This is a genomic window from Azotobacter beijerinckii, from assembly GCF_900110885.1.
Lineage (GTDB): Bacteria > Pseudomonadota > Gammaproteobacteria > Pseudomonadales > Pseudomonadaceae > Azotobacter > Azotobacter beijerinckii.
Map to the genome: position 1 here is coordinate 1 of NZ_FOFJ01000012.1, position 22,591 is coordinate 22,591.

The window sequence follows — 22,591 nt, forward strand, 5'->3', positions numbered from 1 at the left end:
GCTGGTGATCACCGGCAAGCAGGCCATCGACAGCGACAACAACCAGACCGGGCAGATGCTCGCCGCGCTGACCGGCTACGCCCAGGGCACCTTCGCCTCCAAGGTGGAAGTCGCCGGCGACAAACTCAAGGTCGTCCGCGAGATCGACGGCGGCCTGCAGACCCTGGAGCTGGCCCTGCCGGCCATCGTCACCACCGACCTGCGCCTCAACGAGCCGCGCTACGCCTCGTTGCCGAACATCATGAAGGCCAAGAAGAAGCCGCTGGAGACCGTCAAACCGGCGGATCTGGGCGTATCGGTCGCCTCGACCCTGAAGGTGCTCAAGGTCGAGGCCCCGACCGAGCGCCAGGCGGGGATCAAGGTGGGCTCGGTGGCCGAGCTGGTGGAGAAGCTGAAGAACGAGGCGAAGGTGATCTGAGATGGCAATCCTGGTAATAGCCGAACACGACAACGCGGTCCTGGCGGCCGCGACCCTGAACACCGTCGCCGCGGCCCGGGCCATCGGCGGGGAGATCCATGTGCTGGTGGCCGGCAGCGGCTGCAGTGCCGTCGCCGAGAGCGCCGCGAAGATCGCCGGGGTGGCCAAGGTGCTGGTCGCCGACGACGCGGCCTATGCCCATCGGCTGGCCGAGAACGTCGCGCCGCTGATCGCCAACCTGGCCAAGGGCTACGGCCACGTACTGGCGCCGGCCTCGACCAACGGCAAGAACTACCTGCCGCGCGTGGCGGCGCTGCTCGACGTCGAGCAGCTCTCCGAGATCGTCGCGGTGGAAAGCGCCGACACCTTCAAGCGGCCGATCTACGCCGGCAACGCCATCGCCACCGTGCAGTCCTCGGCGCCGATCAAGGTGATCAGCGTGCGCGCCACCGCCTTCGACGCGGCGGCGGGCGAGGGCGGCAGCGCGTCCATCGAGGCGGTGGCCGGCGCGGGCGAGGCGGGCACCTCGCGCTTCGTCGGCGAGGAACTGGCCAAGTCCGACCGTCCGGAGCTGACCTCGGCGAAGGTGGTGATCTCCGGCGGGCGCGGGATGCAGAGCGGGGAGAACTTCCAGCTGCTGTATGCCCTGGCGGACAAGCTGGGGGCGGCGGTGGGGGCCTCGCGCGCCGCGGTGGATGCGGGCTTCGCGCCCAACGACCTGCAGGTCGGCCAGACCGGCAAGATCGTCGCGCCGGACCTGTACATCGCGGTGGGGATTTCCGGGGCGATCCAGCACCTGGCGGGGATGAAGGACTCGAAGGTGATCGTGGCGATCAACAAGGACGCCGAGGCGCCGATCTTCCAGGTGGCCGACTACGGGCTGGTGGCGGATCTGTTCGAGGCGGTTCCGGAGCTGGAAAAACAGCTCTGAGCCATTCTCCGGCCGGACCCGAAGCCCGCTCACCGAGCGGGCTTCTTGCAACTGGACCCCGCCAGCCCCATCCACGCCTCCCGCGGAAATCCCATGCAGAATCGCCTCCTTCCCGCGCTGCTGGCGCTGGCCGGCTTGCTGTCGCCCCTGGCGGTCGCGGCCGGCACCTGCGAGCGGCTGGTCGCCACCGGCGATCCCGAGCAGCCCCCCTATCTCTGGCGCGATCCGCAGCATCCCGACCAACTGATCGGTGCCAGCGCCGACCTGCTCGAATTGCTGGCCAAGGCGCTGGGCATCCGGATCGACCTGGTCCGCGCCGGTTCCCGGCCGGGCGCCGAGGAAGAGGTGGCGAGCGGGCGCGTCGACCTGCTGCTCGGCAGTTTCCCCGGCGGTGCCCGCCTGGAGTCGATGGACTTCATCGAGCCGGCGCTCTTCGTGCAGTCCGCGGTGGTCTGGATGCACAGGGACCGGGTTTTTTCCTACGGCGGCTGGAGCGACCTGTACGGCCACCCGGGCGCGATCCTGGCCGATGGCCGCTTCGCCCGCGAATTCGACCCGCTGTCCAGCACCTCCCTGCCGCTCGAGGAGGTGCCGACCCTGGCCGAGGCCCTGCACAAGCTGCAGCGCGGCGAGGTCGCCTACCTGATCGAGGAGCCCCATGCCGTCCGGGCGGCCGCCGAGACGCTGGGCATGCTGGCGGAGATCCAGCCGCTGTCGCCGCTGCTCAGCGAGGGCCTGTACCTGGCCATGGGACGCGACTCCGCCTGCAACGAGCCGGAGCTGCGTGCGCGGCTGGCGGCCAAGCTGGCCGAGCTGCGCGCCGCCGGACTGGCGGAAGGCCTGCTGCAACGCAATGCCGAGCGCTGGAAGGCGCAGGGCTTGCCGTCTTCACCCGCTGCTCAGTAGGAGTTCATTCGTGAATAGCGCACGTTTTTCCATTGCCCTGCTTTTCGTCCTCCTGGCCGGCTGTGCCAGCGATCCCGCGCCGCACGAGCAACTGCGCCTGAGCGAGGTGGCGCTGGTGCAAGCCCGCGCCGTCGGCGCCGGCGAGGAGCAGGCCGAGCTGGCCTTGGCGCAGGGCAAGTACGAACAGGCCAGGGCCGCCTTGGCCGCCGGCCGTCACAAGGAGGCGCGCCTGCTGGCCGAGCAGGCCGAGCTGGATGCGCAACTGGCCGAGGCGCAACTGCTGATCCAGAAGAGCAACAAGCAGGTGGCCGCACTCGAGCAGCAGGTCGGCGCACTGCGTCAGCAACTGGAGGCACTCTGATGAGCGGACGGCATGCTTTTCCGTTCGCCCTGCTGGCCCTGGCGCTGCTGGGCGGTTGCGTCACTACTTCGCCGGAGGCCCGGCGAGTCCTGGACGAGGCCCAGGCCGAACTCCTGGCCATCCGCACCGAGCCGGCGGTACGGCTCAGCGCCGCCAAGGACCTGGAGCGGGCCGAAGAGTCCCTGGAGCGGGCCGAGCGTTTCTCCAGCTACCTGGGTAGCGAGGAGGATGTTCTCCACTACGCCTACCTGAGCCGGCGCTACAGCCAGATCGCCCGCGAACATGGCGCGCAGCGCCAGGCCGCCGAGCGCGTCGCCCAGCTGGAAAAGGAGCGCGAGCGCCTGCAGCTGGCGCTGAGCGAGGCCCGCCTGATCACGGCGGAGCAGCAGGGCGAGTGGCTCGAGGAACAGTTGCTCGGCCAGGCCACCACCGAAACCGAGCGCGGCCTGGTGATGACCCTGGGCGACGTGCTGTTCGACACCGGACGGGCGGAGCTGCGGGCGTCGGCGACGCGCACCGTGCTGCAGGTGGCGAAGTTCCTGCGCCTCAACCAGCGCCGGGTGGTACGCATCGAGGGCTACACCGACAGCCAGGGCGATGCCGCGCTGAACCTCGAGCTGTCCCGCGGTCGCGCCCAGTCGGTCCGCGACATGCTCGTGGACCTGGGGGTCGACGGCAAACGCATCCAGGTCGCCGGCTACGGCGAGGCCTACCCGGTCGCCGAGAACGCCTCCAACCAGGGCCGCGCGCGCAACCGCCGGGTGGAAATCGTCTTCTCCGACGAAGAGGGCACGCTGGGCGCGGAGCGCTGATTTCCACGCGTCGCCCCGGCGGGCGCTAGCCCTTCTCTTTCCGCTCCTTGGCATCCAGCTCGGCGTTGCGCTGGCGGATGCGCTCGAGCTGCTCCTTGGTCAGGGGCAGCTTCTTCGCCGCGTCGCGCAGCGCCAGCAGGCTGCCGAGCACCGAGCCAAACACCACTATCAGGAGTAGCCAGAAGTACCAGGGCATGTCGTGTTCTCTCGAGGGAGCCCCTGGGAGTCCGGGGGCGTCAGGTTGGCGTGAGGGCGGGACGGGCGGCGCGGAACGGACGTGATTGCTGTCACATAGTGGCAACTTGGTACTGCTTGAATGGCGCCTCCCGCAAACCGGAGCGTGCCGATGTCCTCCAGTGCCCTTGCCCGTCTGCTCAAGCCCGTCGCGGCGCTGCCCGCTGCCATGAGCATAAGCGATGTGGCGGACCGCCTGCTTACCGCCGAACACAAGGATTTCCTGTCCCTGCCGGTGGTCGATGACGACGGCCGGCCGCTCGGGCTGGTCAGCCGTTCCAAGCTGCAGGACATCTTCATGCAGCGTTTCGGCCGCGATCTCTGGGGGCGTCGCCCGGTCGTCGAGGTGATGAACCCGCAGCCCCTGATCGTCAGCCTGGAAACCGGCCTGGAGGAGGCCGCCCGGCAGATCACCGACCAGTTGCAGTATCCGATCGTCGAGGACTTCGTCCTGGTGGACGGGGAGGGTCGCTACCGGGGCCTGGGCACGGTGCTCGACCTGCTGAAGGCCATGGAGGACCGCATCGCCCAGCGCAACCGCGTGTTGCGCAAGGCCCTGATCGAACTCCGCGAGTCCCAGACCCAACTGGTGCAGGCGGAGAAGATGGCCTCGCTCGGGCAGATGGTCGCCGGCGTCGCCCACGAGCTGAACACTCCGCTGGGCTACGTGAAGAACAACGTGCAACTGCTGCGCGAGCTGATCGGGCCGCTGTTCGAGCTGGCCGAGGCCCAAGCCGCGCTGGGCGACTGCCTGAACGCCGCCGATGCCGACGAGCAGGCCCTCGCCAATGCCCTGGAGAACGCTGCCCTGGCCCGCGAGCGGGCCGCCCCGGAGATGCTCGCCGGCGACCTCGAGCAGCTGTTCGCCGATACCCAGTATGGCCTTGAGCAGATCGGCGAGCTGGTGGTCGGTCTGAAGGACTTCGCCCGCCTGGACCGCGCGATGAGCGAGGAGATCGATCTCAACGAGTGCGTGCGCAGCACCCTGGTCATCGCCCGCAACGGCATCAAGGACAAGGTCGAGGTGCTGACCCAGCTCGGCGAGCTGCCGCGCATCGCCTGCGCGCCCTCGCAGATCAATCAGGTGTTGCTCAATCTGCTCAACAACGCCGCCCAGGCGATGGAGCGCTTCGGGCGCATCCTGGTCAGGACCTGGGCCGAGCCGGACGCGCTGTGCCTTTCGGTGCAGGACAACGGCTGCGGCATGCCGCCGGAAGTCCTGAAGCGCATCTTCGATCCCTTCTACACCACCAAGCCGGTCGGCCAGGGCACCGGTCTCGGCCTGTCGATCAGCTTCAAGATCGTCCAGGACCACGGCGGCAGCATCCGCGTCGCCTCGGAAGTCGGGCGGGGCACGCGCTTCCTGATCCGCCTGCCGCTCGGCCAAGCCGCCACCCTGCAACGGAGCGCCTGACATGACCCAGCCCATCCGCATTCTCTTCATCGACGACGAGGAGCGCATCCTGCGCAGCCTCGCCATGCAGTTCCGCCGGCATTACGAGGTGCTCACCGAGAGCGATCCGCAGCGTGCCCTGCAACGCCTGCAGGACGAGCCGGTGCAGATCGTCGTCTGCGACCAGCGCATGCCGAAGATGAACGGCGCGCAGCTGCTCACCCGGGCGCAGGAAATCGCCCCGCAGACCCTGCGCATCCTGCTCACCGGCTATTCGGACCTGGACGCGGCGGTCGAGGCGCTGAACGGCGGCGGCATCTTCCGCTACCTGACCAAGCCCTGGGACCCCCAGGAAATGGCTCTGACCCTGCGCCAGGCGGCGGAAGTCGCGGTGCGCCAGAGCCAGGTCGCCAGTCTGCCGGCGAGCGCCTGCCCGGCCACCGCGCTCAGCGTGCTGCTGCTCGACGAAGCGGCCGATACCCAGGCGTGCGTCGAGGCCTTCTGCCAGGCCGGCGGCCATCGCCTGTTGCGCGCGGCAAGCCTCGACGAGGCGTTGGCGCAGCTGAACGCCGAGCCCGTCGATGTGCTGGTCAGCGACCTCCGGCTGGCCGGCGAGGACACCGCGCCGCTGCTCAAGAGCCTGGCCCAGGCCCATCCGCGCCTGCTCAGCCTGGTGGTCACGCCGTTCTGCGACACCCAGGCGCTGCTCAGGCTGATCAACGAGGCGCAGATCTTCCGCTACCTGCCCAAGCCGGTCCGTCGCGGGCTGTTCGACAAGGGCCTGCAGGCGGCCGCCGAGCAGGTGGCGCGCTGGCGGGCAGAGCCGGTGGTCCCGCCGGCGCGCCTGGCCGAGGCGCCGAAGGAGGCCCGCGAGCGGGAAAAGGTCGGCAGCCTGCTGGGGCTGCTCGGGCGTCTGCGCCAGCGCCTGACGGTCTGAGTGCAGCGCTGGCGGCAGGGCCGGTCGCGATCGTCGTCCTGCCGGTCGGACCAGCCCTGCTGGCGAGCCTATCGTCATGCTGGCCGGCCTTCGTCCTGGAACATTTGTCTTAGGTGCTCCGCTACAATGCCCGCCTAGCGATTTGCCTGGAGCCCGCACCATGTCTTGCCCGACCCCGATCATCGTCGCCCTCGACTTCCCCAGCCGCGAGGCCGCCCTGGCCCTCGCCGCCAGGCTGGACCCCGCGCAGTGCCGGGTGAAGGTCGGCAAGGAGCTGTTCACCCGCTGCGGTCCGGAGATCGTCGAGACCCTGCAGGGGCAGGGCTTCGAGGTGTTCCTCGACCTGAAATTCCACGACATCCCGAACACCACGGCGATGGCGGTGAAGGCCGCCGCCGAGCTGGGCGTGTGGATGGTCAACGTGCACTGCTCCGGCGGCCTGCGGATGATGAGCGCCTGCCGCGAGACCCTGGAGGGCATCGCTGGCCGCCGGCCGCTGCTGATCGGGGTGACGGTGCTGACCAGCATGGAGCGCGAGGACCTGGCCGGGATCGGCCTGGATATCGAGCCGCAGCAGCAGGTCCTGCGCCTGGCCGCGCTGGCCGAGCAGGCCGGGCTGGACGGACTGGTCTGCTCGGCCCAGGAGGCGCCGGCGCTGAAGGCCGCCCAGCCGCGGCTGAAACTGGTGACCCCGGGTATCCGTCCGGCCGGCAGCGCCCAGGACGACCAACGGCGTATTCTCACACCGCGCCAGGCGCTGGCGGCCGGCTCCGACTACCTGGTGATCGGCCGGCCGATCAGCCAGGCCGCCGATCCGGCCCAGGCACTGGCGGCGCTGCTCGCCGAGCTGGGCTGATCGAGCCTCGGGCGGGCCGGCGCCACTCGAGGATCGCCAGCGTCAGCACCCCGCCGAGCAGGCCCCAGAAGGCCGCGCCGATCGACAGCAGGGTCATTCCCGAGGCGGTGATCATGAAGGTGACCAGCGCCGCCTCGCGTTCGCGGGGTTCGGCCATGGCGCTGTTCAGGCCGCCGCCGATCGAGCCGAACAGCGCCAGGGCGGCGATCGACAGCACCAGCTCGCCCGGCAGGGCGGCGAACAGCGAGGCCAGGGTGGCGGCGAAGGTGCCGGCGACGGCGTAGAACAGTCCGCACCAGAGCGCCGCGGTGTAGCGCCGCTGCGGGTCCTCGTGGGCGGCGCGGCCGGTGCAGATCGCCGCGCTGATGGCGGCCAGGTTGAGGCCGTGGGCGCCGAAGGGCGCCAGCAGCAGCGAGGCGAGGCCGGTCGTGGCGATCAGCGGCGAGACCGGCACCCGGTCGTAACCGTCGGCGCGCAGCACCACGAGGCCGGGAATGTTCTGCGAGGCCATGGCCACCACGAACAGCGGAATGCCGATGCTCACCATGGCCTCCAGGGAGAAGCCCGGCGCGGTCCACAGCGGCTGCGCCGGCTGGAGGGCGAAGTCGCGGAAATCCAGCAGGCCGAGCAGACCGGCGAGCAGGCCGCCGATCAGCAGCGCGGCGAGGACCGCGTAGCGCGGGCTCAGGCGCTTGGCCAGCAGGTAGCCGAAGAACATCGCGCCGACCAGCAGGGGGCGCCGCTCGGCGGCGAGGAAGATCGCGCTGCCGATGCCGAACAGGATGCCGGCGAGCAGGGCGGCGGCCAGCGAGGCGGGCAGGCGGCGCATCAGGCGCTCGCAGCCGCCGCTCAGACCGACCGCGGCGAGCAGGGCGGCACACAGCAGGTAGGCGCCGATCGCCTCGGCGTAGCCGACGCCGGGCAGGCTGCCGACCAGCAGGGCCGCGCCGGGAGTCGACCAGGCGACCACGATGGGCGCACGATAGCGCAGCGACAGACCGATGGTGCAGACCGCCATGCCGATCGACAGCGCCCAGATCCACGAGGCGATCTGCGCGCCGCTCAGGCCGGCGGCCTGGCCGGCCTGGAACATCAGCACCAGGGAACTGGTATAGGCGGTGAGCATGGCGATGAAACCGGCGACGATCGCCGAAGGCGATGAGTCGGCCAGCGGGCGAAACACCGCCCTGAGGGCTGCGGTCACTGTCGAGACTCCTTGCAAGGGTGGGCTGCCGGTGGGGCTCGGGGATCGTGGATACCGCCGGTGCCGGGCACTCGCCCGGTCGGCGAAGGTGTCGGCCCGTGCGCGATGATCCTGCCGGCAGGCGCGACGATAACCCCTATGCACCGCCCCGGGGAGCCCTGCCGGCCGCGCCGCCGATGCCCGGCTGGTCGTCCGCCCAGCTGCGGGTGCTCGGCTATCTCGGCCTGGCCACGGTGCTCGGCAGTCTGGTGAGCGCGCTGCTGTCCCTCGGCGGCCTCATCCGGATGCCCGGGGTTGCCCTGTATGGCGACTGGCTCGGCCTGAGCCTGGTGCTGCTCGGCAATTATCTGCTACTGCGCCTCAAGGGTTTTGCCGAGGCGCGCTTCGCCGCCCGCGGCCTGGCGGGGCCGGTGTGGCTGAGTGTCGCACTGGGCCTTCTGCTGGAGGCCGCCGCACTGTCCTTCGAACCCGCTCCGCTCGCCAGTTGGAAGGCGTGGCTCTATGCCGCAGGGCTGATCGGCTATGGCGGCCTGCTGGTGTGGCTCGGGGTGCGCCTGCTTGCCGTGCCCGGAGGTTTCCAGGCCTTGCGCGGCGCGGGCTGGCTGGTGATCGCCGGAGGACTCATGCTGGTCTCCCTGGTGTTCGCGGCGCAGGCCATGCTGCCCCTGCTGGGCGCCCAGCTGGCGCTGGCACGGGTGTTTTTCCAGGGTGCCGCGGAACTGCGCGGGCGCGATTGACGGCCTTCGTCCCGGTTCGCCAGGGGGCCGGGCGGATTGATCTGGCTCAAGGCCGCGACGGTTGCCTGCCTCTAGTCTGCGCGCCATTGGCATCCATTGCCGCTTGAGCTTGGGGGGTACCGCAATGGCTTATCTGACGTGGCGCAACGATCTGAACACCGGCATCGAGGTGATCGACATGCAGCACCGGCGTATCGTCGAGATGATCAACCAGTTGGACGAAACCCAGGGACAGGACAGGGCGGCCGTCGGGGTGGTGATCGAGGCGCTGGTCGACTACACGGTGTCGCATTTCGCCTTCGAGGAATCCCTGATGGAGGAGGCCGGCTACCCGTTCAGCCGCGCCCACAAGCGCATCCACGACCTCTTCATCAAGCGGGTCTACGACTATCGGGCGCGCTACGCGGTAGGCGAGGATGTCGCCGGGGAACTGCAGGACCTGCTGTCGCGCTGGCTGTTCAGCCACATCAAGGAGGAGGACGCCAGCTACGTCGGCGCGGTCCGGGTGCAGATGCAGTCCCTGGCCGGCGACCGCAGCTCGGGCGGCTGGCTGTCGCGCTCCATGAAGCGCTTCTTCGGCAGGAGCGAGGCCGCCTGACGGCCTGGTTCCGCCACTTTCCGTTCGCCCACTGCCGCTCTCCCTTCGCGCCGGCCGCCCCGGCGCAGCCCTCCGCCGGACCCGCCGCCCCTCTGCCACTGGCATAATTCGTTCTCCCTTGTGCATCGGAGAAAGGAGCGGACATGCAGGCTTCCTGGGAGATCTTCTGCAGCGTCATCGACAACTATGGCGATGCCGGCGTGACTTGGCGCCTGGCCCGCCAGCTGGCGGCCGAGCATGGCCTGCGGGTCAGGCTGTGGATCGACGATCCGGCGGCGCTGGTGCGGCTCTGCCCGGAGGCGGACGCCAGCCTCCCGCAGCAGTGGCGGGAGGGCGTGGAGATCCGCCGCTGGCCGGCGGACTGGCAGCCGGTCGAGCCGGCCGACGTGGTCGTCGAGGCCTTCGCCTGCCAACTGCCCGAGGCCCATGTCGCGGCGATGGCGGCGCGCCGGCCGCGGGTGCTCTGGCTGAACCTGGAATACCTCAGTGCCGAGGATTGGGTCGGCGGCTGCCACGGCCTGCCGTCCCTGCAACCCGAAGGGCTGGAGAAGTTCTTCTTCTTCCCCGGCTTTGCCGAGGGCACCGGCGGGCTGCTCCGCGAGCGCGGCCTGATCGAGCGGCGCCGCGCCTTCCAGGCCGATGCCGCGGCGCGCGCGGCGTTTCTCCAGGCGCTGGGCGTGTCGCTGCGCCCCGGCGAGCGGCTGGTCTCGCTGTTCGCCTACGAGAATGCAGGTCTGGCCGGCTGGCTGGAGGCCCTGGCGGCGGACGCCACGCCCACGCTGCTGCTGGTCCCGGAAGGGCGCATCCTCGGCGACCTGCAGCGCTGGCTGGAGGTGCCGGCGCTGGCCACCGGCGCGGAGGAGCAACGCGGCGCCCTGCGCATCCGGGTACTGCCGTTCGTCCGTCAGGACGCCTACGACCGTCTGCTCTGGTGCTGCGACTTCAACGCGGTACGCGGCGAGGACTCCTTCCTGCGCGCCCAGTGGGCCGGGCGGCCGCTGCTCTGGCAGATCTATCCGCAGGCGGATGGCGCCCACTGGGACAAGCTGGAGGCTTTCCTCGACCGCTATCTCGAGGGCTTGTCGCCGAGCGCCGCGGCTGCCCTGCAGGCGCTCTGGCAGGCCTGGAACGCCGGAGAGGGGATGGGCGCGGCCTGGACGGCGCTGCAGGACGACTGGCCGGAGCTGGGCAAACACGCCGAGCGCTGGTGCGCGCGGCAGGCGGCGCGGCCGGATCTGGCCGCGGCACTGGTGCAATTTTATACAGATTGGCTATGATACGCGGCCTGCTCTTAGTTATTCATCCAAACGGATACACCGCATGAAAACCGCTCAAGAATTCCGTGCTGGCCAGGTCGCCAACATCAACGGCTCGCCCTGGGTCATCCAGAAGGCCGAGTTCAACAAGTCCGGCCGCAACGCCGCCGTGGTCAAGATGAAGCTGAAGAATCTGCTCACCGGCGCCGGCACCGAAACCGTGTACCGCGCGGATGACAAGCTCGAGCCGATCATCCTGGATCGCAAGGAAGTGACTTATTCCTACTTCGCCGATCCGCTGTACGTGTTCATGGACGGCGAGTTCAACCAGTACGAGATCGAGAAGGCCGACCTGGAAGGCGTCATGGTCTTCATCGAAGACGGCATGACCGACGTCTGCGAAGCCGTGTTCTATGGCGAGAAGGTGATCTCCGTCGAATTGCCGACCACCATCGTGCGCCAGATCGCCTACACCGAGCCGGCCGTGCGCGGCGACACCTCGGGCAAGGTGATGAAGACCGCCCGCCTGAACAACGGTGCCGAGCTGCAGGTTTCCGCCTTCTGCGAAATCGGCGACTTCATCGAGATCGACACCCGCACCAGCGAGTACAAGTCCCGCGTCAAGGCCTGATCTCCCCGTCGTCACGAAAAAGCCCGGCCTTGCGCCGGGCTTTTTCGTTTCCGGTATCCGCTGCAGGGTCAGACGATGACGTTCAGGCGCACGTCGATGTTGCCGCGGGTGGCGTTGGAGTAGGGGCAGACCTGGTGGGCGGCGGCGACCAGCTCCTCGGCCGCGGCGCGCTCCAGGCCCGGCAGGTGGATGTCGAGTTCCACTTCCAGGCCGAAGCCGCCGGGAATCTGGCCGATGCCGACCTTGCCGGTGATCGAGGCGTCGGCGGGAATCTGCCGCTTGCTCTGGCTGGCGACGAACTTCAGGGCGCCGATGAAGCAGGCCGAGTAGCCGGCCGCGAAGAGTTGCTCCGGGTTGGTGGCTTCGCCACCCTGGCCGCCCAGTTCCCGCGGCGTGGTCAGCTTCACGTCGAGGACGCCATCCGAGGAGACGGCTCGGCCGTCACGGCCGCCGGTAGCGGTTGCGGTCGCGGTGTAGAGGGCTTCGATGCGTTGCATGGCAGTATCTCCAATCGTTCGTTTTGTTCGGTAAAATTTTGTGCGCAAACTAAGTGCGTGAGATGAAAGCTAGTTCTAATTAATCTTGCGCGCAAGTTAATTATTGGAAGATTTGGGAATAACGCATCCTGGACTCTGGCATAAGCCGGTCAGATCGCCTTTTGCAGGCTGCTACGCAGGCTGACCAGCTCTTCCTTGAGGGCGGCGAGGGCGGCCGGCGTTTGTTCGCTGGCGGCGACGATGCAGGCGGGGATCTTCCGGGCCTGGTCGTGCAGGGCCCGGCCCCGCTCGGTGAGATGGAGTTCCACCACGCGTTCGTCCTTGCTGCTGCGGGTGCGGCTCAGCAGGCCTTCGGCTTCCAGGCGCTTGAGCAGGGGGGTGAGCGAGCCGGGGTCGGTGAGCAGGCGCGCGCTGATCTCGCCGACGGTGATGCCGTCGCCTTCCCAGAGCACCAGCATGGCCAGGTATTGCGGGTAGGTCAGGCCCAGCGCCTGCAGCAGCGGCTTGTAGACCTTGGTCATCAGCAGCGAGGTGGAGTAGAGGGCGAAGCACAGCTGGTTGTCGAGCAGCAGCTCCTGGCAGGTTTCGTCGGCGGACATGGCGATCTCCCGATAATAAGTAACTAATTTAGCGCGCAAGCCTTTCGTGGGCAAAATGCAGCCGGCGTGGCGGCTGGCGAGTCAGGAGCGATTCAGGCTGTTGAGCAGGGCCAGGTCCCAGGGCGGTACCGGGCCGAAGCGGTTCTTCAGGAACTCCAGCAGCAGGCGCATGCGCGAGGCGCCGGTCGGGTGCTGGCGCAGGGCATAGACGCCGCTGGACTCGGGCGGCGGCAGGCCGTTCTCGCAGAACAGCGGCAGCAGTTCGCCGCGCAGCAGGTGTTCGCTGACCAGCCAGGTCGGCAGGTGGGCGATGCCGAGTCCGGCGAGGGCGCCGAGCAACAGGGTTTCTGCGTTGTTGGCGGTCATCCGCCGGCGGCTGGGACGGAGGGTGCGGACCTGGCCGTCGACGACGAAGCGCCAGGCATGCGGCGGAGCCAGGGCGTCCCAGTCGAGGCCGTCGTGCGCCGGCAGCTCGTACGGATCGCCGGGAGTGCCGCGGCGCTGCAGGTAGTCGGGGCTGGCGCAGGCGATGCGCCGCATCGGCGCCAGCGGCGTGGCGACCAGGCGGCTGTCGGTCAGCGGGCCGATGCGCAGGACCAGGTCGACCTGGCCCAGATGCTCGCCCTGCAGATCGGCGAAGCTGTCGATCAGGCGCAACTGCACGTCCAGCCGCGGATAGGCGACGAGGAATTCGGCGATGACCGGGGCCAGCCGGCGACGGCCGAAGGGCGCCGGGGCGTCGACGCGGATCAGCCCCTCCGGGGCGCTGTCCAGGGAGACCACCTCGGCCCGCGCCAGGCGCAGCTCGTCGAGGATGCGCCGGGTGCGTTCGGCGAAGGCCTGGCCGGCGGGGGTGGCGCGCACCTCGTGGGTGCTGCGCTGGAACAGCTGGCTGCCGAGCGCCTGCTCCAGAGCATCGATGCGCCGCGCCACCGCCGAGGGCGTCAGCTGCCGGCGCCGGGCCGCAGCGGAGAAGCTGCCGCATTCCAGCACGTCGAGAAACAGTTCCAGCTGGCCGCTGAGGGCGTCGGAATTCATGGGGCCCTGCTATGCGAATCATGCATAGCCATTGTGCATTGCTTTGCGTTTCCCGGCCAGCCATGACTGTCTAGCATGGGCCTTTTCGCGGAGGTGCGATGAGTCTGCTGCAGTTTTTCCTCGATATCGGCCTGGGGCTCGTGCTGGGCTGCCTGGGCGGGCTGTTCGGCATCGGCGGCGGGCTGATCGGCATTCCGCTCCTCGGCCTGTGGTTCGGCCTCGACCAGCATCTGGCCCAGGGCACGGCGCTGGTCATGGTGATACCCAACGTGCTGCTGGCGCTCTGGCGCTATCACCAGCATCGGCGCATCGACCTGCGCCAGGCGCTGACCATGGCCGGCACCGGCTTCTGCGCCGCCTGGCTCGGTGCCCAGGCGGCCAACCTGCTGGACGCCGAGCACATGCGTCTGGCCTTTTGCGGCTTTCTCCTGGTGCTGGCGCTGTGGAACGGCCTGCGCCTGTTCCTGCGCAGCGCGCCCGGCGGCGAGCTGAGCCGGCCCTGGCCCTGGCTGGTGCCGCTGGGCGTCGGATCGGGTGTGCTGGGCGGGTTGTTCGGGGTGGGCGGGGCCGTGCTGGCCACGCCGCTGCTGACCACCCTGCTCGGTGCCAGCCAGGTCGTCGCCCAGGGCCTTTCGCTGGCGCTGGCCGCGCCCAGCGCGGCGGTCAGCCTGGCCACCTATGCCCTGCACGGGCGGGTCGACTGGGCGCTGGGCATTCCCCTGGCGGTCGGCGGCCTGCTCGGCATCGGCCGAGGCGTGCGGATGGCCCATGCGCTGCCGGAGCGGGCATTGGGTCTGTCGTTCTGCGGCTTTCTGGTGCTCTGCACGCTGCTTCTGCTGCTCGACTAGGGCAGCCGGCGGGCGGGGCGGGATTTCAAGGCCTGCACCCCGCGTCCCTGTGGGGGCAGGACGGCGGCCGATCAGGTCTTCAGGAGGCAGCCGGCGGACAGCTTGCGATAGGCGACGACCTTGGTTTCGCCGGCGGAGTCCAGGTAGGTCATCTTGGCGTCGATGACTTCGCAGACGTAGGGGTCGTAAGGCGCCTCGATGGAGATGACCTTGACGATGTCCAGGGGCAGGCCGTAGTGGTACTGCTGGACGGGCGGCTCGTCAGCCTGGCTGACGGCGGCGACGCAGAAGAAAGGCAACAGCAGATACGAGCGTTTCATGTCGATCACCTCGGGAACGAGATTTTTCCAACCCCCTCAGATATCAGGGCCGATGGTTCGGCATTGTTGTTGTTCGGACTGCTCGGTTTTCTGAAAGGCTAGGCCAGTTTCGCTGGCCGCAGGGGCAATGCAAGATCGTTGCCACCGACGACCGGTCGCGGCCGGCGGGGACCCGCGCTCCGGCGGGCCGCCCGCAAGGGGCATCATTGACGCCCCCGCTGCACCTTAGCGGCGCACCTGCTTCAGGGTTTCGGCGATGAGGAAGGCCAGTTCCAGGGCCTGGTCGGCGTTCATCCGCGGGTCGCAGTGGGTGTGGTAGCGGTCCGAGAGGCTGTCGGCGGTGACCGCGCGGCTGCCGCCGATGCATTCGGTGACGTTCTGCCCGGTCATCTCGATGTGGATGCCGCCGGCATAGCTGCCCTCGGCCTGGTGCACGGCGAAGAACTGCCGCACCTCGCGCAGGATGCTTTCGAATTCGCGGGTCTTGTAGCTGCCGGCCTTGATGGTGTTGCCGTGCATCGGGTCGGAACTCCACAGCACCTGGCGGCCTTCGCGCTGCACCGTGCGGATCAGCGCCGGCAGGTGCCGCTCCACCTGGTCGGCGCCCATCCGTGCGATCAGGTTGAGGCGGCCCGGATCGTTGTCCGGGTTGAGGGTGTCGATCAGCCGCAGCAGCCCCTCGGGGTCGGTGGTCGGCCCGACCTTGACCCCGATCGGGTTGCCGACCCCGCGCAGGAACTCGACGTGGGCGCCGTCCGGCTGGCGGGTGCGGTCGCCGATCCACAGCATGTGCGCGGAGCAGTCGTACCACTCGCCGGTCAGGCTGTCGCGGCGGGTGAGGGCCTGCTCGTAGTTCAGGAGCAGCGCCTCGTGGGCGGTGAAGAAGCTGGTCTCGTGCAGCTGCGGCGCGCTCCCCAGGCCGCAGGCGCGGATGAAGGCGAGGGTTTCGTCGATGCGGTCGGCGAGCTGGCTGTACTTCTCCGACAGCGCCGCGTCGGCGATGAAGTCGAGGTTCCACTGATGGACCTGGTGCAGGTCGGCGAAGCCGCCCTGGGCGAAGGCGCGCAGCAGGTTGAGGGTGGCGGTGGACTGGTGGTAGGCCTGCAGCAGGCGCTGCGGGTCCGGCACCCGGCTTTTCGCGTCGAAGTCGATGCCGTTGACGATGTCGCCGCGGTAGGCGGGCAGGGTGACGCCGTCGACCGTTTCGCTGCCGGACGAGCGCGGCTTGGCGAACTGGCCGGCCATGCGGCCCACCTTGACCACCGGACAGCCGGCGGCGAAGGTCATCGCGACCGCCATCTGCAGCAGCACCTTGAAGGTGTCGCGGATCTTGGTCGCCGAGAATTCGGCGAAGCTCTCCGCGCAATCGCCGCCCTGCAGCAGGAAGGCGCGTCCCTGGCTGACCTCGCCGAACAGCCGGCGCAGCTCGCGCGCCTCGCCGGCGAAGACCAGCGGCGGATAGCCGGCCAGGCTCTGCTCGACCTGGGCGAGGTGGGCGGCATCGGGGTATTCGGGTTGCTGCTGGATGGGCTTGGCCCTCCAGCTGTCGGGACTCCAGTTCGGTTTCATCGGCTGCTCGGATCGGCTGGTTTTGGCATGACCGTGCATGTTAACCGATCGTCGGCCATGGCGGCTGGTAACATAGCCGGCTCATCGCAGGGGGATGGCAATGGAAAAAGAGGAGCGCCTGCTCGCCGAGGTGCGTGACGAATTCGGCCTGATCCGCGTGCTGGAGGTCGGCGACTACCGCTTTCTCGAGTTCGGCGAGGCGGTGGAGCAGAGCTGCGTGTTCACCGCCGACCCGCGCTGGCTGGAGTACGACTACTCCCGCGCCATGCTGCTCGGCGCGCTCTGCCACGACGCGCCGGAGAGCGCGCTGTTCCTCGGCCTGGGGGCCGGCAACCTGACCCAGGCCTGCCTCGCCTACCTGCCGCTGGAGGACGTCGAGGTCGTCGAGCTGCGCCCCGACGTGCCGCGCCTGGCCATGGAGTACCTGGGGCTGGCCGACGACCCGCGGCTGACCATCCGCATCGGCGATGCCCTGGAGCTGCTGCCCAGCGTGGAAAGCGCCGACCTGATCTTCGTCGACCTGTATACCGATACCGGGCCGGACGTCGGCCATCTGGCGTGGAATTTTCTCGGCGACTGCCAGAAGCGCCTCAACCCGGGCGGCTGGCTGGTCATCAACCAGTGGGCCGGGGAGGACGGCAAGCCCCTCGGTGCCGCGCTCTTGCGCGGGCTTTACCACCGCCACTACTGGGAGTGCCCGGTGACTGAGGGCAACGTGATCCTGCTGGTGCCCGCCGACCTCGACCAGTCCCTCGACCGCGCGGGCCTGCTGGCGCGCGCCGAGGTCCTGGCGCCGCGGCTGGGCTATTCGCTGCGGCCGCTGATCGAGGCCTTGCGGCCGGCGAGCTGAGCCGCTGCGCCGCTCCCGGGCGCGGGAGGGGCGGCACCCGTATGGCACAGTAGCGGTTCCGATGGTTGTCGAGCGGAGGGCCCGGGCCCATGTGGAGTGTCGATCCGGTTTCGCTGCGGCTGTTCGTGGCGGTTTGCGAGGAGGGGGCGATCGCCCGCGCCAGCGAGCGCGAGTTCATCGCGCCCTCGGCGGTGAGCAAGCGCATCGCCGACATCGAGGCGACCTTCGGCGTCCAGCTGCTGCTGCGCAGCAAGCACGGGGTGGTCCCGACGCCGGCCGGGCAGGCGCTGCTGCGCCACGCCCGGCAGCTGATGCGCGACATGGAAAGGCTGCAGGGCGAGCTTAGCGAGTACGCGGAAGGCGGGCGGGGACACGTGCGCATCCTCGCCAACGTGTCCTCGATCATGGAGTTCCTGCCCGAGGAACTCTCCGAATTCCTGCTCGCCAACGAACATATCCAGGTGGACATCGAGGAGCGCTTCAGTCCGGACGTGGTGCGCGGGGTGGCCGAGGGCAACGCCGATCTCGGCATCTGCCGCAAGTCGATGGCCAGCGGCGACCTGGAGTTCATCCCCTATCGCCAGGACCACCTGGCCGTGCTGGTCAACGACAAGCATCCGCTGGCCGGACGAACCCGCATCGCCTTTGCCGAGACGCTCGATTTCGAGCATGTCGGCCTGTCCGTCTACGCCACGCTGAATGCCTTCATGCAGCGCACGGCGGCGCAGGGCGGTCGCGAGCTGCGCTTTCGCAGCCACGTCTCCACCTTCGAGGCCGCCTATCGCCTGGTCCAGCTCGGCCTCGGTCTCGGCGTCTTTCCCCAGGAGGCGGTGTCGCGCTATGCCGGCCTGTTCGGGCTGCACGTGATTCCCTTGGTCGACGACTGGGCACTCGGCGAGTTCGTCATCTGTGTCCGCGATGCCGAGGCGCTGTCGCTGTCCGCGCGGCGCCTGTTGAATCATATGCTGGCACGCATGCCGCCTGTCGGGGAAGTACCGTAGGGGTAAGTTATCCATCGTCTGCGGCGATGGATCAGCCCGCAAATGACGTCTTTTCCGGGCGGGAGCTCTCTCCTAGTCTTGGCCGCAAGCAACAGTGCCTTGAGAGCCTTCCATGAAAAAAATAACCATCAACGAAGTCGGCATGCGCGACGGTCTGCAGAGTCTGCAGCGGGTCATGTCCACCGACGACAAGAAGCGATGGATCGATGCCGCCTACGCGGCGGGCATCCGCTACATGGAGGTGGCCTCTTTCGTCCCGGCCAAGCTGCTGCCGCAGATGGCCGATGCCGGCGAAGTGGTCGCCCACGCACTGAGCTACCCGGATCTGATCGTTACCGCCCTCGCGCCCAATCTGCGCGGGGCCGAGAACGCCCTGGCCGCCGGCGTGCACCGGGTCATCGCGCCGATCTCGGTGAGCGCCGCCCACAGCCAGGCCAACGTGCGCCGCACGCCGCTGGAGATGGTCGAGGAGTTCGCCCGGATGTGCGAGCTGCGCACCCGTTCGGGTCGGCACCAGGTACAGATGATGGCCGGCATGTCGGTGGCCTTCGGCTGCACCCGCCAGGGCGAGGTGCCGCTGGCGGACCTCGGCGAGCTGACCCGGCGCGTCCTGGAAACCGGCTGCGACCTGGTCTCCCTGGGCGATACCACCGGCTACGCCACCCCCGGCCAAGTCGGCGAAACCCTCGATGCCGTGCGCGAGATTGCCGGCTACAAGCTGCATGCCGCGCATTTCCACGACACCCGCGGACTGGCCCTGGCCAACAGCCTGGTGGCGGTGCAGCACGGCATCCGCGAACTCGATTCCTCGCTCGCCGGCCTGGGCGGTTGCCCTTTCGCGCCGGGAGCCTCCGGCAATGCCGTCACCGAAGACTTGGTGTTCATGCTGGAGAGCATGGGCTTCGCCACCGGCATCGACCTGCCGCGCCTGATCGAATCGCGCAGCCTGCTGCAGCAGGCGTTGCCCGACGAGCCGCTGTACGGCTACATCGCCCGCGCCGGGCTGCCGAAGCATTTCAGCAGCCCGGCCAACGCCTAACCCTTGCCTGCAAGCCAGCCGCTTTTCCGGCGCGTCGTCAGATCCGCCGCACGGGCTGCGCACGCCTTCAAAACGGAGACACCGCAATGTCGCAACTGCCGCTCGATGGAATCCGTGTCGTCGAAATCACCCACATGGTCATGGGCCCCACCTGCGGAATGATCCTCGGCGACCTCGGCGCCGAGGTGATCAAGGTCGAGCCGATCCGCGGCGACGGCACCCGCCGTCTGCTCGGCGCGGGGGCCGGCTTCTTCCGCACCTTCAACCGCAACAAGAAGAGCATCGCCGTCGACCTCGACGATCCGGCCGGACGCGAAGCCGTCCTCAAGCTGGCCGACAGCGCCGACGTGTTCATCGAGAACTTCAAGCCGGGGCGCATGAAGTCCCAGGGCCTGGACTACGAGTCCCTGCGCCGGCGCAACCCGCGGCTGATCTACGCCTCGCACAAGGGTTTCCTCAGCGGCCCCTACGACAAGCGCCTGGCCCTCGACGAGGTGGTGCAGATGATGGCCGGCCTGGCCTACATGACCGGCCCGGTCGGCCGTCCGCTGCGCGCCGGCAGCTCGGTCAACGACATCATGGGCGGCATGTTCGGCGCCATCGGCGTGCTCGCCGCGCTCAACGAGCGCAACCGCAGCGGTCTTGGCAAGGAAGTGCAGAGCGCCCTCTACGAGAACTGCGTGCTGCTCGCCGCCCAGCACATGCAGCAGTACGTGGTCACCGGCGAGGCGGCGGCGCCCATGCCCAACCGCATCAGCGCCTGGTGCGTCTACGACGTGTTCGAGTTTGCCGGCGGGGAGCAGATGTTCGTCGCCGCCACCGGTGAGGGTCAGTGGAGCACCCTGTGCAAGCTGCTCGGCCAGGAGGCGCTGCTGGCCGATCCGGGCCTGGCCACCAACAACGACCGGGTCTTGCAGCGCCCGCGGCTGCTCGCGCACCTGGCCGAAGTGTTCGCCACTATGGATGCCAAGGCCTTGGCCGTGCAACTGGAGGCGAACGGCATTCCCTTCGCGCCGATCCGCCGCCCGGAGGAGCTGTTCGACGACGCGCACCTGATCCAGAGCGGCGGCCTGGCCCAACTGGAGCTGGAGGACGGCTCGCACACCGACATGCCGCTGCTGCCGTTGTCCCTAGACGGCCAGCGCCTGCAGCCGCGCCGCTCGATCCCGCGGATCGGCGAGGACACCCTGTCGGTCCTGCAGGGCCTGGGCTACAGCGAGGCGCAGATCGTCCAGCTGAGCGCCGCCGGCGTCCTGAAAGTCGACCAGTGAGACCGGGCCGGCTAGGCCGGCCCCCGACAAGCGAGAGCCAAGGAAACGACAGATGGCAATTTATGAGTACGACGGGCAGCGTCCGCAGATCGATCCGAGCGCCTATATCGCGGAGGATGCGACGGTGATCGGCAAGGTGGTGCTGGGCGAGGCCTCCAGCGTATGGCCCCAGGCGGTGCTGCGCGGCGACAACGAGACGATCGCGGTCGGTGCCGGCAGCAACGTGCAGGAGGGCACGGTGCTGCATACCGATCCGGGCTTTCCGCTCGAGATCGGTGCCAACGTCACCATCGGCCACCAGGCCATGCTGCACGGCTGCACCATCGGCGAGGGCGCGCTGATCGGCATCCAGGCGGTGATCCTCAACGGCGCGGTGATCGGCAAGAACTGCCTGGTCGGCGCCGGCGCGGTGGTCACCGAGGGCAAGGAGTTCCCGGACAACTCGCTGATCATCGGCGCGCCGGCCAAGGCCGTCCGCGAACTCGACGAGGCGACCGTCGCCAGGTTCCACCAGAACGCCCGCGACTATGTGGCGCGGGCCCAGCGCTTCAAGGAGAAACTGGTCCGCATCGGCTGATGCCGCTTTTGGATGCCGCCCGCCTCGGCATCCCGCTCCATCAAAAACAGAAGGGCACCTGCGGGTGCCGAAGACTCCAACAACTACAACAACTGGAGAAACACATGGTCGCCATGACTGGTGTGTCCGCTGTCGAGCGTGTCACCGACGAGCTCAAGGAGCTGCTGCTTTACCGCCGCGTCGCCTGGCGGATCGTGCCGCTCGCCATCATCTGCTTCGTGTTTTCCTATTTCGATCGCATCAACATCAGCTTCGCCAAGGCGCAGATGCAGGCCGACCTCGGTCTCGGCGACGCGGCCTACGGGCTGGCTGGCAGCATGTTCTTCGTCGGCTATGTGTTGTTCGAGGTGCCCAGCAGCATCGGCCTGAAGAAATACGGCGCGCCCCGCTGGATCAGCCGGATCATGGTCTCCCTGGGCATCGCCACCGCCGCGCTGGTCTTCGCCTACAACCAGTACACCCTGTACTTCCTGCGCTTTCTGATCGGGGTGATGGAGGCCGGCTTCGGCCCGGCGATCCTGTTCTACCTGGCCTGCTGGTTCCCGCGCAAATACTTGGCGCGGATCAACGGCCTGTGGTTCCTCGCCGTACCCCTGGCGGGTGCCCTCGGTTCTCCGCTGGCGGGTCTGATTCTCGGCAACCTGCAGGGGGTCATGGGGCTGGCCGGCTGGCAATGGCTGTTCCTGCTGACCGGCCTGCCCTGCGTGATCCTCGGCTTCTGCGTGCTGTGGAAGCTGGACCGCGACATCCAGTCGGCGAAGTGGCTGTCCGCCGAGGAGAAATCGATCCTGGAAGGCAACCTGGACAGCGACCGGCGCAATGCCGACGGCACGCACGGCTCCCTGTGGAGGGTGCTGCTGACCAAGGAAGTCGCGGTTTTCGCGCTGATCTATTTCGTCATCAAGCTCGCCAGCTACGGCCTGAACTTCTGGATGCCGCACCTGATCGAGCAGTCGGGCATCACCAATCTCGCCCTGGTCGGCATCGTCAGTGCGCTGCCTTATGCCGTCGCCTGCATCGGCATGCTGGTGGTGACCAACCTGTCCGACCGCTCCGGCGACCGCAAGAGCTACCTGCTGGGCTGCATGCTGGCCGCCGCCGTGGGCTACGGCCTGGCCTGCTTCTTCTCCGACAACTCCCTGGCGCTGATCCTGGCGCTGCTGCTGGCGACGGCCGGCACCTTCATCGCCATCCCGGTCTTCTGGACCATTCCCCAGTCGACCTTCAGCGGCCTCGCCATCGCCAGCGGTACCGCGGCGGTCAACTCGGTCGGCCAGCTGAGCGGCATGGTGGCGCCGGTCATGGTCGGCTACATCAACGACCTGACCGGGGTGAGCTACATGGGCATGCTGTCGATCGCGCCCCTGTTGTTGCTGGCTTGCTTCGTGATCATGCGTTACGTGCGCAACCCCAAGCGAGTGGACTGAAGCGTGTCTCCGGGCCCGTTCGCGGGCCTGGAGTTCCGAACCGGCCGGTGGCGGCGAAAATAACCGGAGGAGTTGCCGAAAACCCGTCCAGAAGCCATTGAGCGTAAGCAAGTAGTAAATAGCCCGGAACTTTCCGGGAGCCTTTCACGCATCGAATAACAATTATTGGGCGGGCTTCCCAAGGGAAGCGTCTTGCCCGGCGTATAGAGTTTTCAATCATGAAGTGCAGCGAAACAATCACAAGAAAAGTTGCATGGCCGGCCGCCGCCAGTTTGTGTGTC

The 22,591-nt window shown here is 68.4% G+C and carries 26 protein-coding genes; 19 read left to right on the forward strand and 7 right to left on the reverse strand.

Annotated elements, in window-relative coordinates:
* From BMY22_RS08215 to BMY22_RS08235, 5 genes are all read left to right on the forward strand, one after another.
* A partial coding sequence (locus tag BMY22_RS08215; RefSeq protein WP_143068472.1) for an electron transfer flavoprotein subunit beta/FixA family protein occupies nt 1-418 on the forward strand: 418 nt, incomplete at its 5' end.
* A gap of 1 nt (nt 419) precedes the next feature.
* Nucleotides 420-1,349, forward strand: coding sequence for an electron transfer flavoprotein subunit alpha/FixB family protein (locus BMY22_RS08220; RefSeq protein ID WP_090621068.1), 930 nt, complete (start codon nt 420-422; stop codon nt 1,347-1,349).
* Nucleotides 1,350-1,442: 93 nt separating this feature from the next.
* Entirely contained in the window at nt 1,443-2,255 is an 813-nt protein-coding gene (locus tag BMY22_RS08225; protein WP_090621069.1) for a substrate-binding periplasmic protein, read from the forward strand.
* Between the two features lie 10 nt (nt 2,256-2,265).
* The gene (locus tag BMY22_RS08230; RefSeq protein ID WP_090621071.1) at nt 2,266-2,616 is read left to right on the forward strand and encodes a DUF4398 domain-containing protein; all 351 of its coding nucleotides are present in this window, start codon (nt 2,266-2,268) and stop codon (nt 2,614-2,616) included.
* The gene (locus BMY22_RS08235; protein ID WP_090621072.1) at nt 2,616-3,428 is read left to right on the forward strand and encodes an OmpA family protein; all 813 of its coding nucleotides are present in this window, start codon (nt 2,616-2,618) and stop codon (nt 3,426-3,428) included. Before BMY22_RS08230 ends, BMY22_RS08235 begins: the two co-directional genes overlap by 1 nt.
* Nucleotides 3,429-3,453: 25 nt before the next feature.
* Here BMY22_RS08235 and BMY22_RS08240 read toward each other — a convergent pair whose 3' ends face one another.
* Nucleotides 3,454-3,624 carry a DUF2897 family protein gene (locus BMY22_RS08240; protein ID WP_090621074.1) on the reverse strand — a complete coding sequence of 57 codons (171 nt, stop codon included), beginning with the start codon at nt 3,622-3,624 and terminating at the stop codon, nt 3,454-3,456.
* A 150-nt stretch (nt 3,625-3,774) separates the two neighbouring features.
* On the opposite strand from BMY22_RS08240, the gene BMY22_RS08245 reads away from it, so the two are divergent.
* The 3 genes from BMY22_RS08245 to pyrF all read left to right on the forward strand — a co-directional run bounded on the left by BMY22_RS08245 (nt 3,775) and on the right by pyrF (nt 6,848).
* On the forward strand, nt 3,775-5,076 hold the full coding sequence (locus tag BMY22_RS08245; protein WP_090621076.1) for an ATP-binding protein: 1,302 nt from the start codon (nt 3,775-3,777) through the stop codon (nt 5,074-5,076).
* A 1-nt stretch (nt 5,077) separates the two neighbouring features.
* Complete coding sequence (locus tag BMY22_RS08250; protein WP_090621077.1) at nt 5,078-5,992, forward strand: response regulator; 915 nt, start codon at nt 5,078-5,080, stop codon at nt 5,990-5,992.
* 160 nt (nt 5,993-6,152) lie between these two features.
* Complete coding sequence (pyrF, locus tag BMY22_RS08255; RefSeq protein WP_090621079.1) at nt 6,153-6,848, forward strand: orotidine-5'-phosphate decarboxylase; 696 nt, start codon at nt 6,153-6,155, stop codon at nt 6,846-6,848.
* Here the strand turns inward: pyrF and BMY22_RS08260 are convergent.
* Entirely contained in the window at nt 6,790-8,052 is a 1,263-nt protein-coding gene (locus BMY22_RS08260; protein WP_244158825.1) for a benzoate/H(+) symporter BenE family transporter, read from the reverse strand. The two genes, pyrF and BMY22_RS08260, sit on opposite strands and share 59 nt — an antisense overlap.
* A 98-nt stretch (nt 8,053-8,150) precedes the next feature.
* On the opposite strand from BMY22_RS08260, the gene BMY22_RS08265 reads away from it, so the two are divergent.
* The 4 genes from BMY22_RS08265 (at nt 8,151) to efp (ending at nt 11,274) form a co-directional block, all read left to right on the forward strand.
* Entirely contained in the window at nt 8,151-8,789 is a 639-nt protein-coding gene (locus tag BMY22_RS08265; protein WP_244158826.1) for a hypothetical protein, read from the forward strand.
* 124 nt (nt 8,790-8,913) lie between these two features.
* Nucleotides 8,914-9,387: a bacteriohemerythrin gene (locus BMY22_RS08270; protein ID WP_090621082.1), complete on the forward strand. Its 474-nt coding sequence runs from the start codon at nt 8,914-8,916 to the stop codon at nt 9,385-9,387.
* Nucleotides 9,388-9,530: 143 nt separating this feature from the next.
* On the forward strand, nt 9,531-10,664 hold the full coding sequence (earP, locus tag BMY22_RS08275; protein WP_090621083.1) for an elongation factor P maturation arginine rhamnosyltransferase EarP: 1,134 nt from the start codon (nt 9,531-9,533) through the stop codon (nt 10,662-10,664).
* Nucleotides 10,665-10,707: 43 nt separating this feature from the next.
* A complete protein-coding gene (efp, locus tag BMY22_RS08280) occupies nt 10,708-11,274 on the forward strand; it encodes an elongation factor P (RefSeq protein ID WP_090621085.1) in 567 nt (188 codons plus the stop codon).
* A 68-nt stretch (nt 11,275-11,342) separates the two neighbouring features.
* Here the strand turns inward: efp and BMY22_RS08285 are convergent, their stop codons facing one another.
* The 3 genes from BMY22_RS08285 to BMY22_RS08295 form a co-directional block, all read right to left on the reverse strand.
* Nucleotides 11,343-11,771 carry an organic hydroperoxide resistance protein gene (locus BMY22_RS08285; protein WP_090621086.1) on the reverse strand — a complete coding sequence of 143 codons (429 nt, stop codon included), beginning with the start codon at nt 11,769-11,771 and terminating at the stop codon, nt 11,343-11,345.
* 149 nt (nt 11,772-11,920) lie between these two features.
* Nucleotides 11,921-12,370 carry a MarR family winged helix-turn-helix transcriptional regulator gene (locus tag BMY22_RS08290; RefSeq protein WP_170849427.1) on the reverse strand — a complete coding sequence of 150 codons (450 nt, stop codon included), beginning with the start codon at nt 12,368-12,370 and terminating at the stop codon, nt 11,921-11,923.
* A gap of 81 nt (nt 12,371-12,451) precedes the next feature.
* Nucleotides 12,452-13,408, reverse strand: coding sequence for a LysR family transcriptional regulator (locus tag BMY22_RS08295; protein ID WP_090621090.1), 957 nt, complete (start codon nt 13,406-13,408; stop codon nt 12,452-12,454).
* A gap of 98 nt (nt 13,409-13,506) precedes the next feature.
* On the opposite strand from BMY22_RS08295, the gene BMY22_RS08300 reads away from it, so the two are divergent.
* Nucleotides 13,507-14,256 (forward strand): sulfite exporter TauE/SafE family protein, encoded by a 750-nt coding sequence (locus BMY22_RS08300; RefSeq protein ID WP_090621091.1) that lies wholly within the window; start codon nt 13,507-13,509, stop codon nt 14,254-14,256.
* A gap of 71 nt (nt 14,257-14,327) precedes the next feature.
* Here the strand turns inward: BMY22_RS08300 and BMY22_RS08305 are convergent, their stop codons facing one another.
* The gene (locus tag BMY22_RS08305) at nt 14,328-14,576 is read right to left on the reverse strand and encodes a DUF2790 domain-containing protein (protein ID WP_244158827.1); all 249 of its coding nucleotides are present in this window, start codon (nt 14,574-14,576) and stop codon (nt 14,328-14,330) included.
* Between the two features lie 225 nt (nt 14,577-14,801).
* A complete protein-coding gene (locus BMY22_RS08310; RefSeq protein ID WP_090621239.1) occupies nt 14,802-16,145 on the reverse strand; it encodes a class II 3-deoxy-7-phosphoheptulonate synthase in 1,344 nt (447 codons plus the stop codon).
* Nucleotides 16,146-16,239: 94 nt separating this feature from the next.
* Between BMY22_RS08310 and BMY22_RS08315 the strand changes: the two genes are divergently transcribed.
* From BMY22_RS08315 to BMY22_RS08340, 6 genes are all read left to right on the forward strand, one after another.
* The gene (locus BMY22_RS08315) at nt 16,240-16,995 is read left to right on the forward strand and encodes a spermidine synthase (protein WP_090621094.1); all 756 of its coding nucleotides are present in this window, start codon (nt 16,240-16,242) and stop codon (nt 16,993-16,995) included.
* A gap of 89 nt (nt 16,996-17,084) precedes the next feature.
* On the forward strand, nt 17,085-17,996 hold the full coding sequence (locus BMY22_RS08320) for a LysR family transcriptional regulator (protein ID WP_090621095.1): 912 nt from the start codon (nt 17,085-17,087) through the stop codon (nt 17,994-17,996).
* Between the two features lie 112 nt (nt 17,997-18,108).
* Nucleotides 18,109-19,035 (forward strand): hydroxymethylglutaryl-CoA lyase, encoded by a 927-nt coding sequence (locus BMY22_RS08325; protein ID WP_090621096.1) that lies wholly within the window; start codon nt 18,109-18,111, stop codon nt 19,033-19,035.
* Nucleotides 19,036-19,121: 86 nt separating this feature from the next.
* Complete coding sequence (locus BMY22_RS08330; protein WP_090621099.1) at nt 19,122-20,306, forward strand: CaiB/BaiF CoA transferase family protein; 1,185 nt, start codon at nt 19,122-19,124, stop codon at nt 20,304-20,306.
* 52 nt (nt 20,307-20,358) lie between these two features.
* On the forward strand, nt 20,359-20,883 hold the full coding sequence (locus BMY22_RS08335; RefSeq protein ID WP_090621101.1) for a gamma carbonic anhydrase family protein: 525 nt from the start codon (nt 20,359-20,361) through the stop codon (nt 20,881-20,883).
* 104 nt (nt 20,884-20,987) lie between these two features.
* Nucleotides 20,988-22,310, forward strand: coding sequence for an MFS transporter (locus tag BMY22_RS08340; RefSeq protein ID WP_090621105.1), 1,323 nt, complete (start codon nt 20,988-20,990; stop codon nt 22,308-22,310).
* The last annotated feature ends 281 nt before the right edge of the window (nt 22,311-22,591 follow it).

Coding starts and splice junctions, on each gene's coding strand:
- BMY22_RS08220 (WP_090621068.1), top strand. CDS start 420: ATGGCAATCCTGGTAATAGCCGAACACGACAACGCGGTCCTGGCGGCC.
- BMY22_RS08225 (WP_090621069.1), top strand. CDS start 1,443: ATGCAGAATCGCCTCCTTCCCGCGCTGCTGGCGCTGGCCGGCTTGCTG.
- BMY22_RS08235 (WP_090621072.1), top strand. CDS start 2,616: ATGAGCGGACGGCATGCTTTTCCGTTCGCCCTGCTGGCCCTGGCGCTG.
- BMY22_RS08240 (WP_090621074.1), bottom strand. CDS start 3,624: ATGCCCTGGTACTTCTGGCTACTCCTGATAGTGGTGTTTGGCTCGGTG.
- BMY22_RS08245 (WP_090621076.1), top strand. CDS start 3,775: ATGTCCTCCAGTGCCCTTGCCCGTCTGCTCAAGCCCGTCGCGGCGCTG.
- BMY22_RS08250 (WP_090621077.1), top strand. CDS start 5,078: ATGACCCAGCCCATCCGCATTCTCTTCATCGACGACGAGGAGCGCATC.
- pyrF (WP_090621079.1), top strand. CDS start 6,153: ATGTCTTGCCCGACCCCGATCATCGTCGCCCTCGACTTCCCCAGCCGC.
- BMY22_RS08270 (WP_090621082.1), top strand. CDS start 8,914: ATGGCTTATCTGACGTGGCGCAACGATCTGAACACCGGCATCGAGGTG.
- earP (WP_090621083.1), top strand. CDS start 9,531: ATGCAGGCTTCCTGGGAGATCTTCTGCAGCGTCATCGACAACTATGGC.
- efp (WP_090621085.1), top strand. CDS start 10,708: ATGAAAACCGCTCAAGAATTCCGTGCTGGCCAGGTCGCCAACATCAAC.
- BMY22_RS08285 (WP_090621086.1), bottom strand. CDS start 11,771: ATGCAACGCATCGAAGCCCTCTACACCGCGACCGCAACCGCTACCGGC.
- BMY22_RS08290 (WP_170849427.1), bottom strand. CDS start 12,370: ATGTCCGCCGACGAAACCTGCCAGGAGCTGCTGCTCGACAACCAGCTG.
- BMY22_RS08295 (WP_090621090.1), bottom strand. CDS start 13,408: ATGAATTCCGACGCCCTCAGCGGCCAGCTGGAACTGTTTCTCGACGTG.
- BMY22_RS08300 (WP_090621091.1), top strand. CDS start 13,507: ATGAGTCTGCTGCAGTTTTTCCTCGATATCGGCCTGGGGCTCGTGCTG.
- BMY22_RS08305 (WP_244158827.1), bottom strand. CDS start 14,576: ATGAAACGCTCGTATCTGCTGTTGCCTTTCTTCTGCGTCGCCGCCGTC.
- BMY22_RS08310 (WP_090621239.1), bottom strand. CDS start 16,145: ATGAAACCGAACTGGAGTCCCGACAGCTGGAGGGCCAAGCCCATCCAG.
- BMY22_RS08315 (WP_090621094.1), top strand. CDS start 16,240: ATGGCAATGGAAAAAGAGGAGCGCCTGCTCGCCGAGGTGCGTGACGAA.
- BMY22_RS08320 (WP_090621095.1), top strand. CDS start 17,085: ATGTGGAGTGTCGATCCGGTTTCGCTGCGGCTGTTCGTGGCGGTTTGC.
- BMY22_RS08325 (WP_090621096.1), top strand. CDS start 18,109: ATGAAAAAAATAACCATCAACGAAGTCGGCATGCGCGACGGTCTGCAG.
- BMY22_RS08330 (WP_090621099.1), top strand. CDS start 19,122: ATGTCGCAACTGCCGCTCGATGGAATCCGTGTCGTCGAAATCACCCAC.
- BMY22_RS08335 (WP_090621101.1), top strand. CDS start 20,359: ATGGCAATTTATGAGTACGACGGGCAGCGTCCGCAGATCGATCCGAGC.
- BMY22_RS08340 (WP_090621105.1), top strand. CDS start 20,988: ATGGTCGCCATGACTGGTGTGTCCGCTGTCGAGCGTGTCACCGACGAG.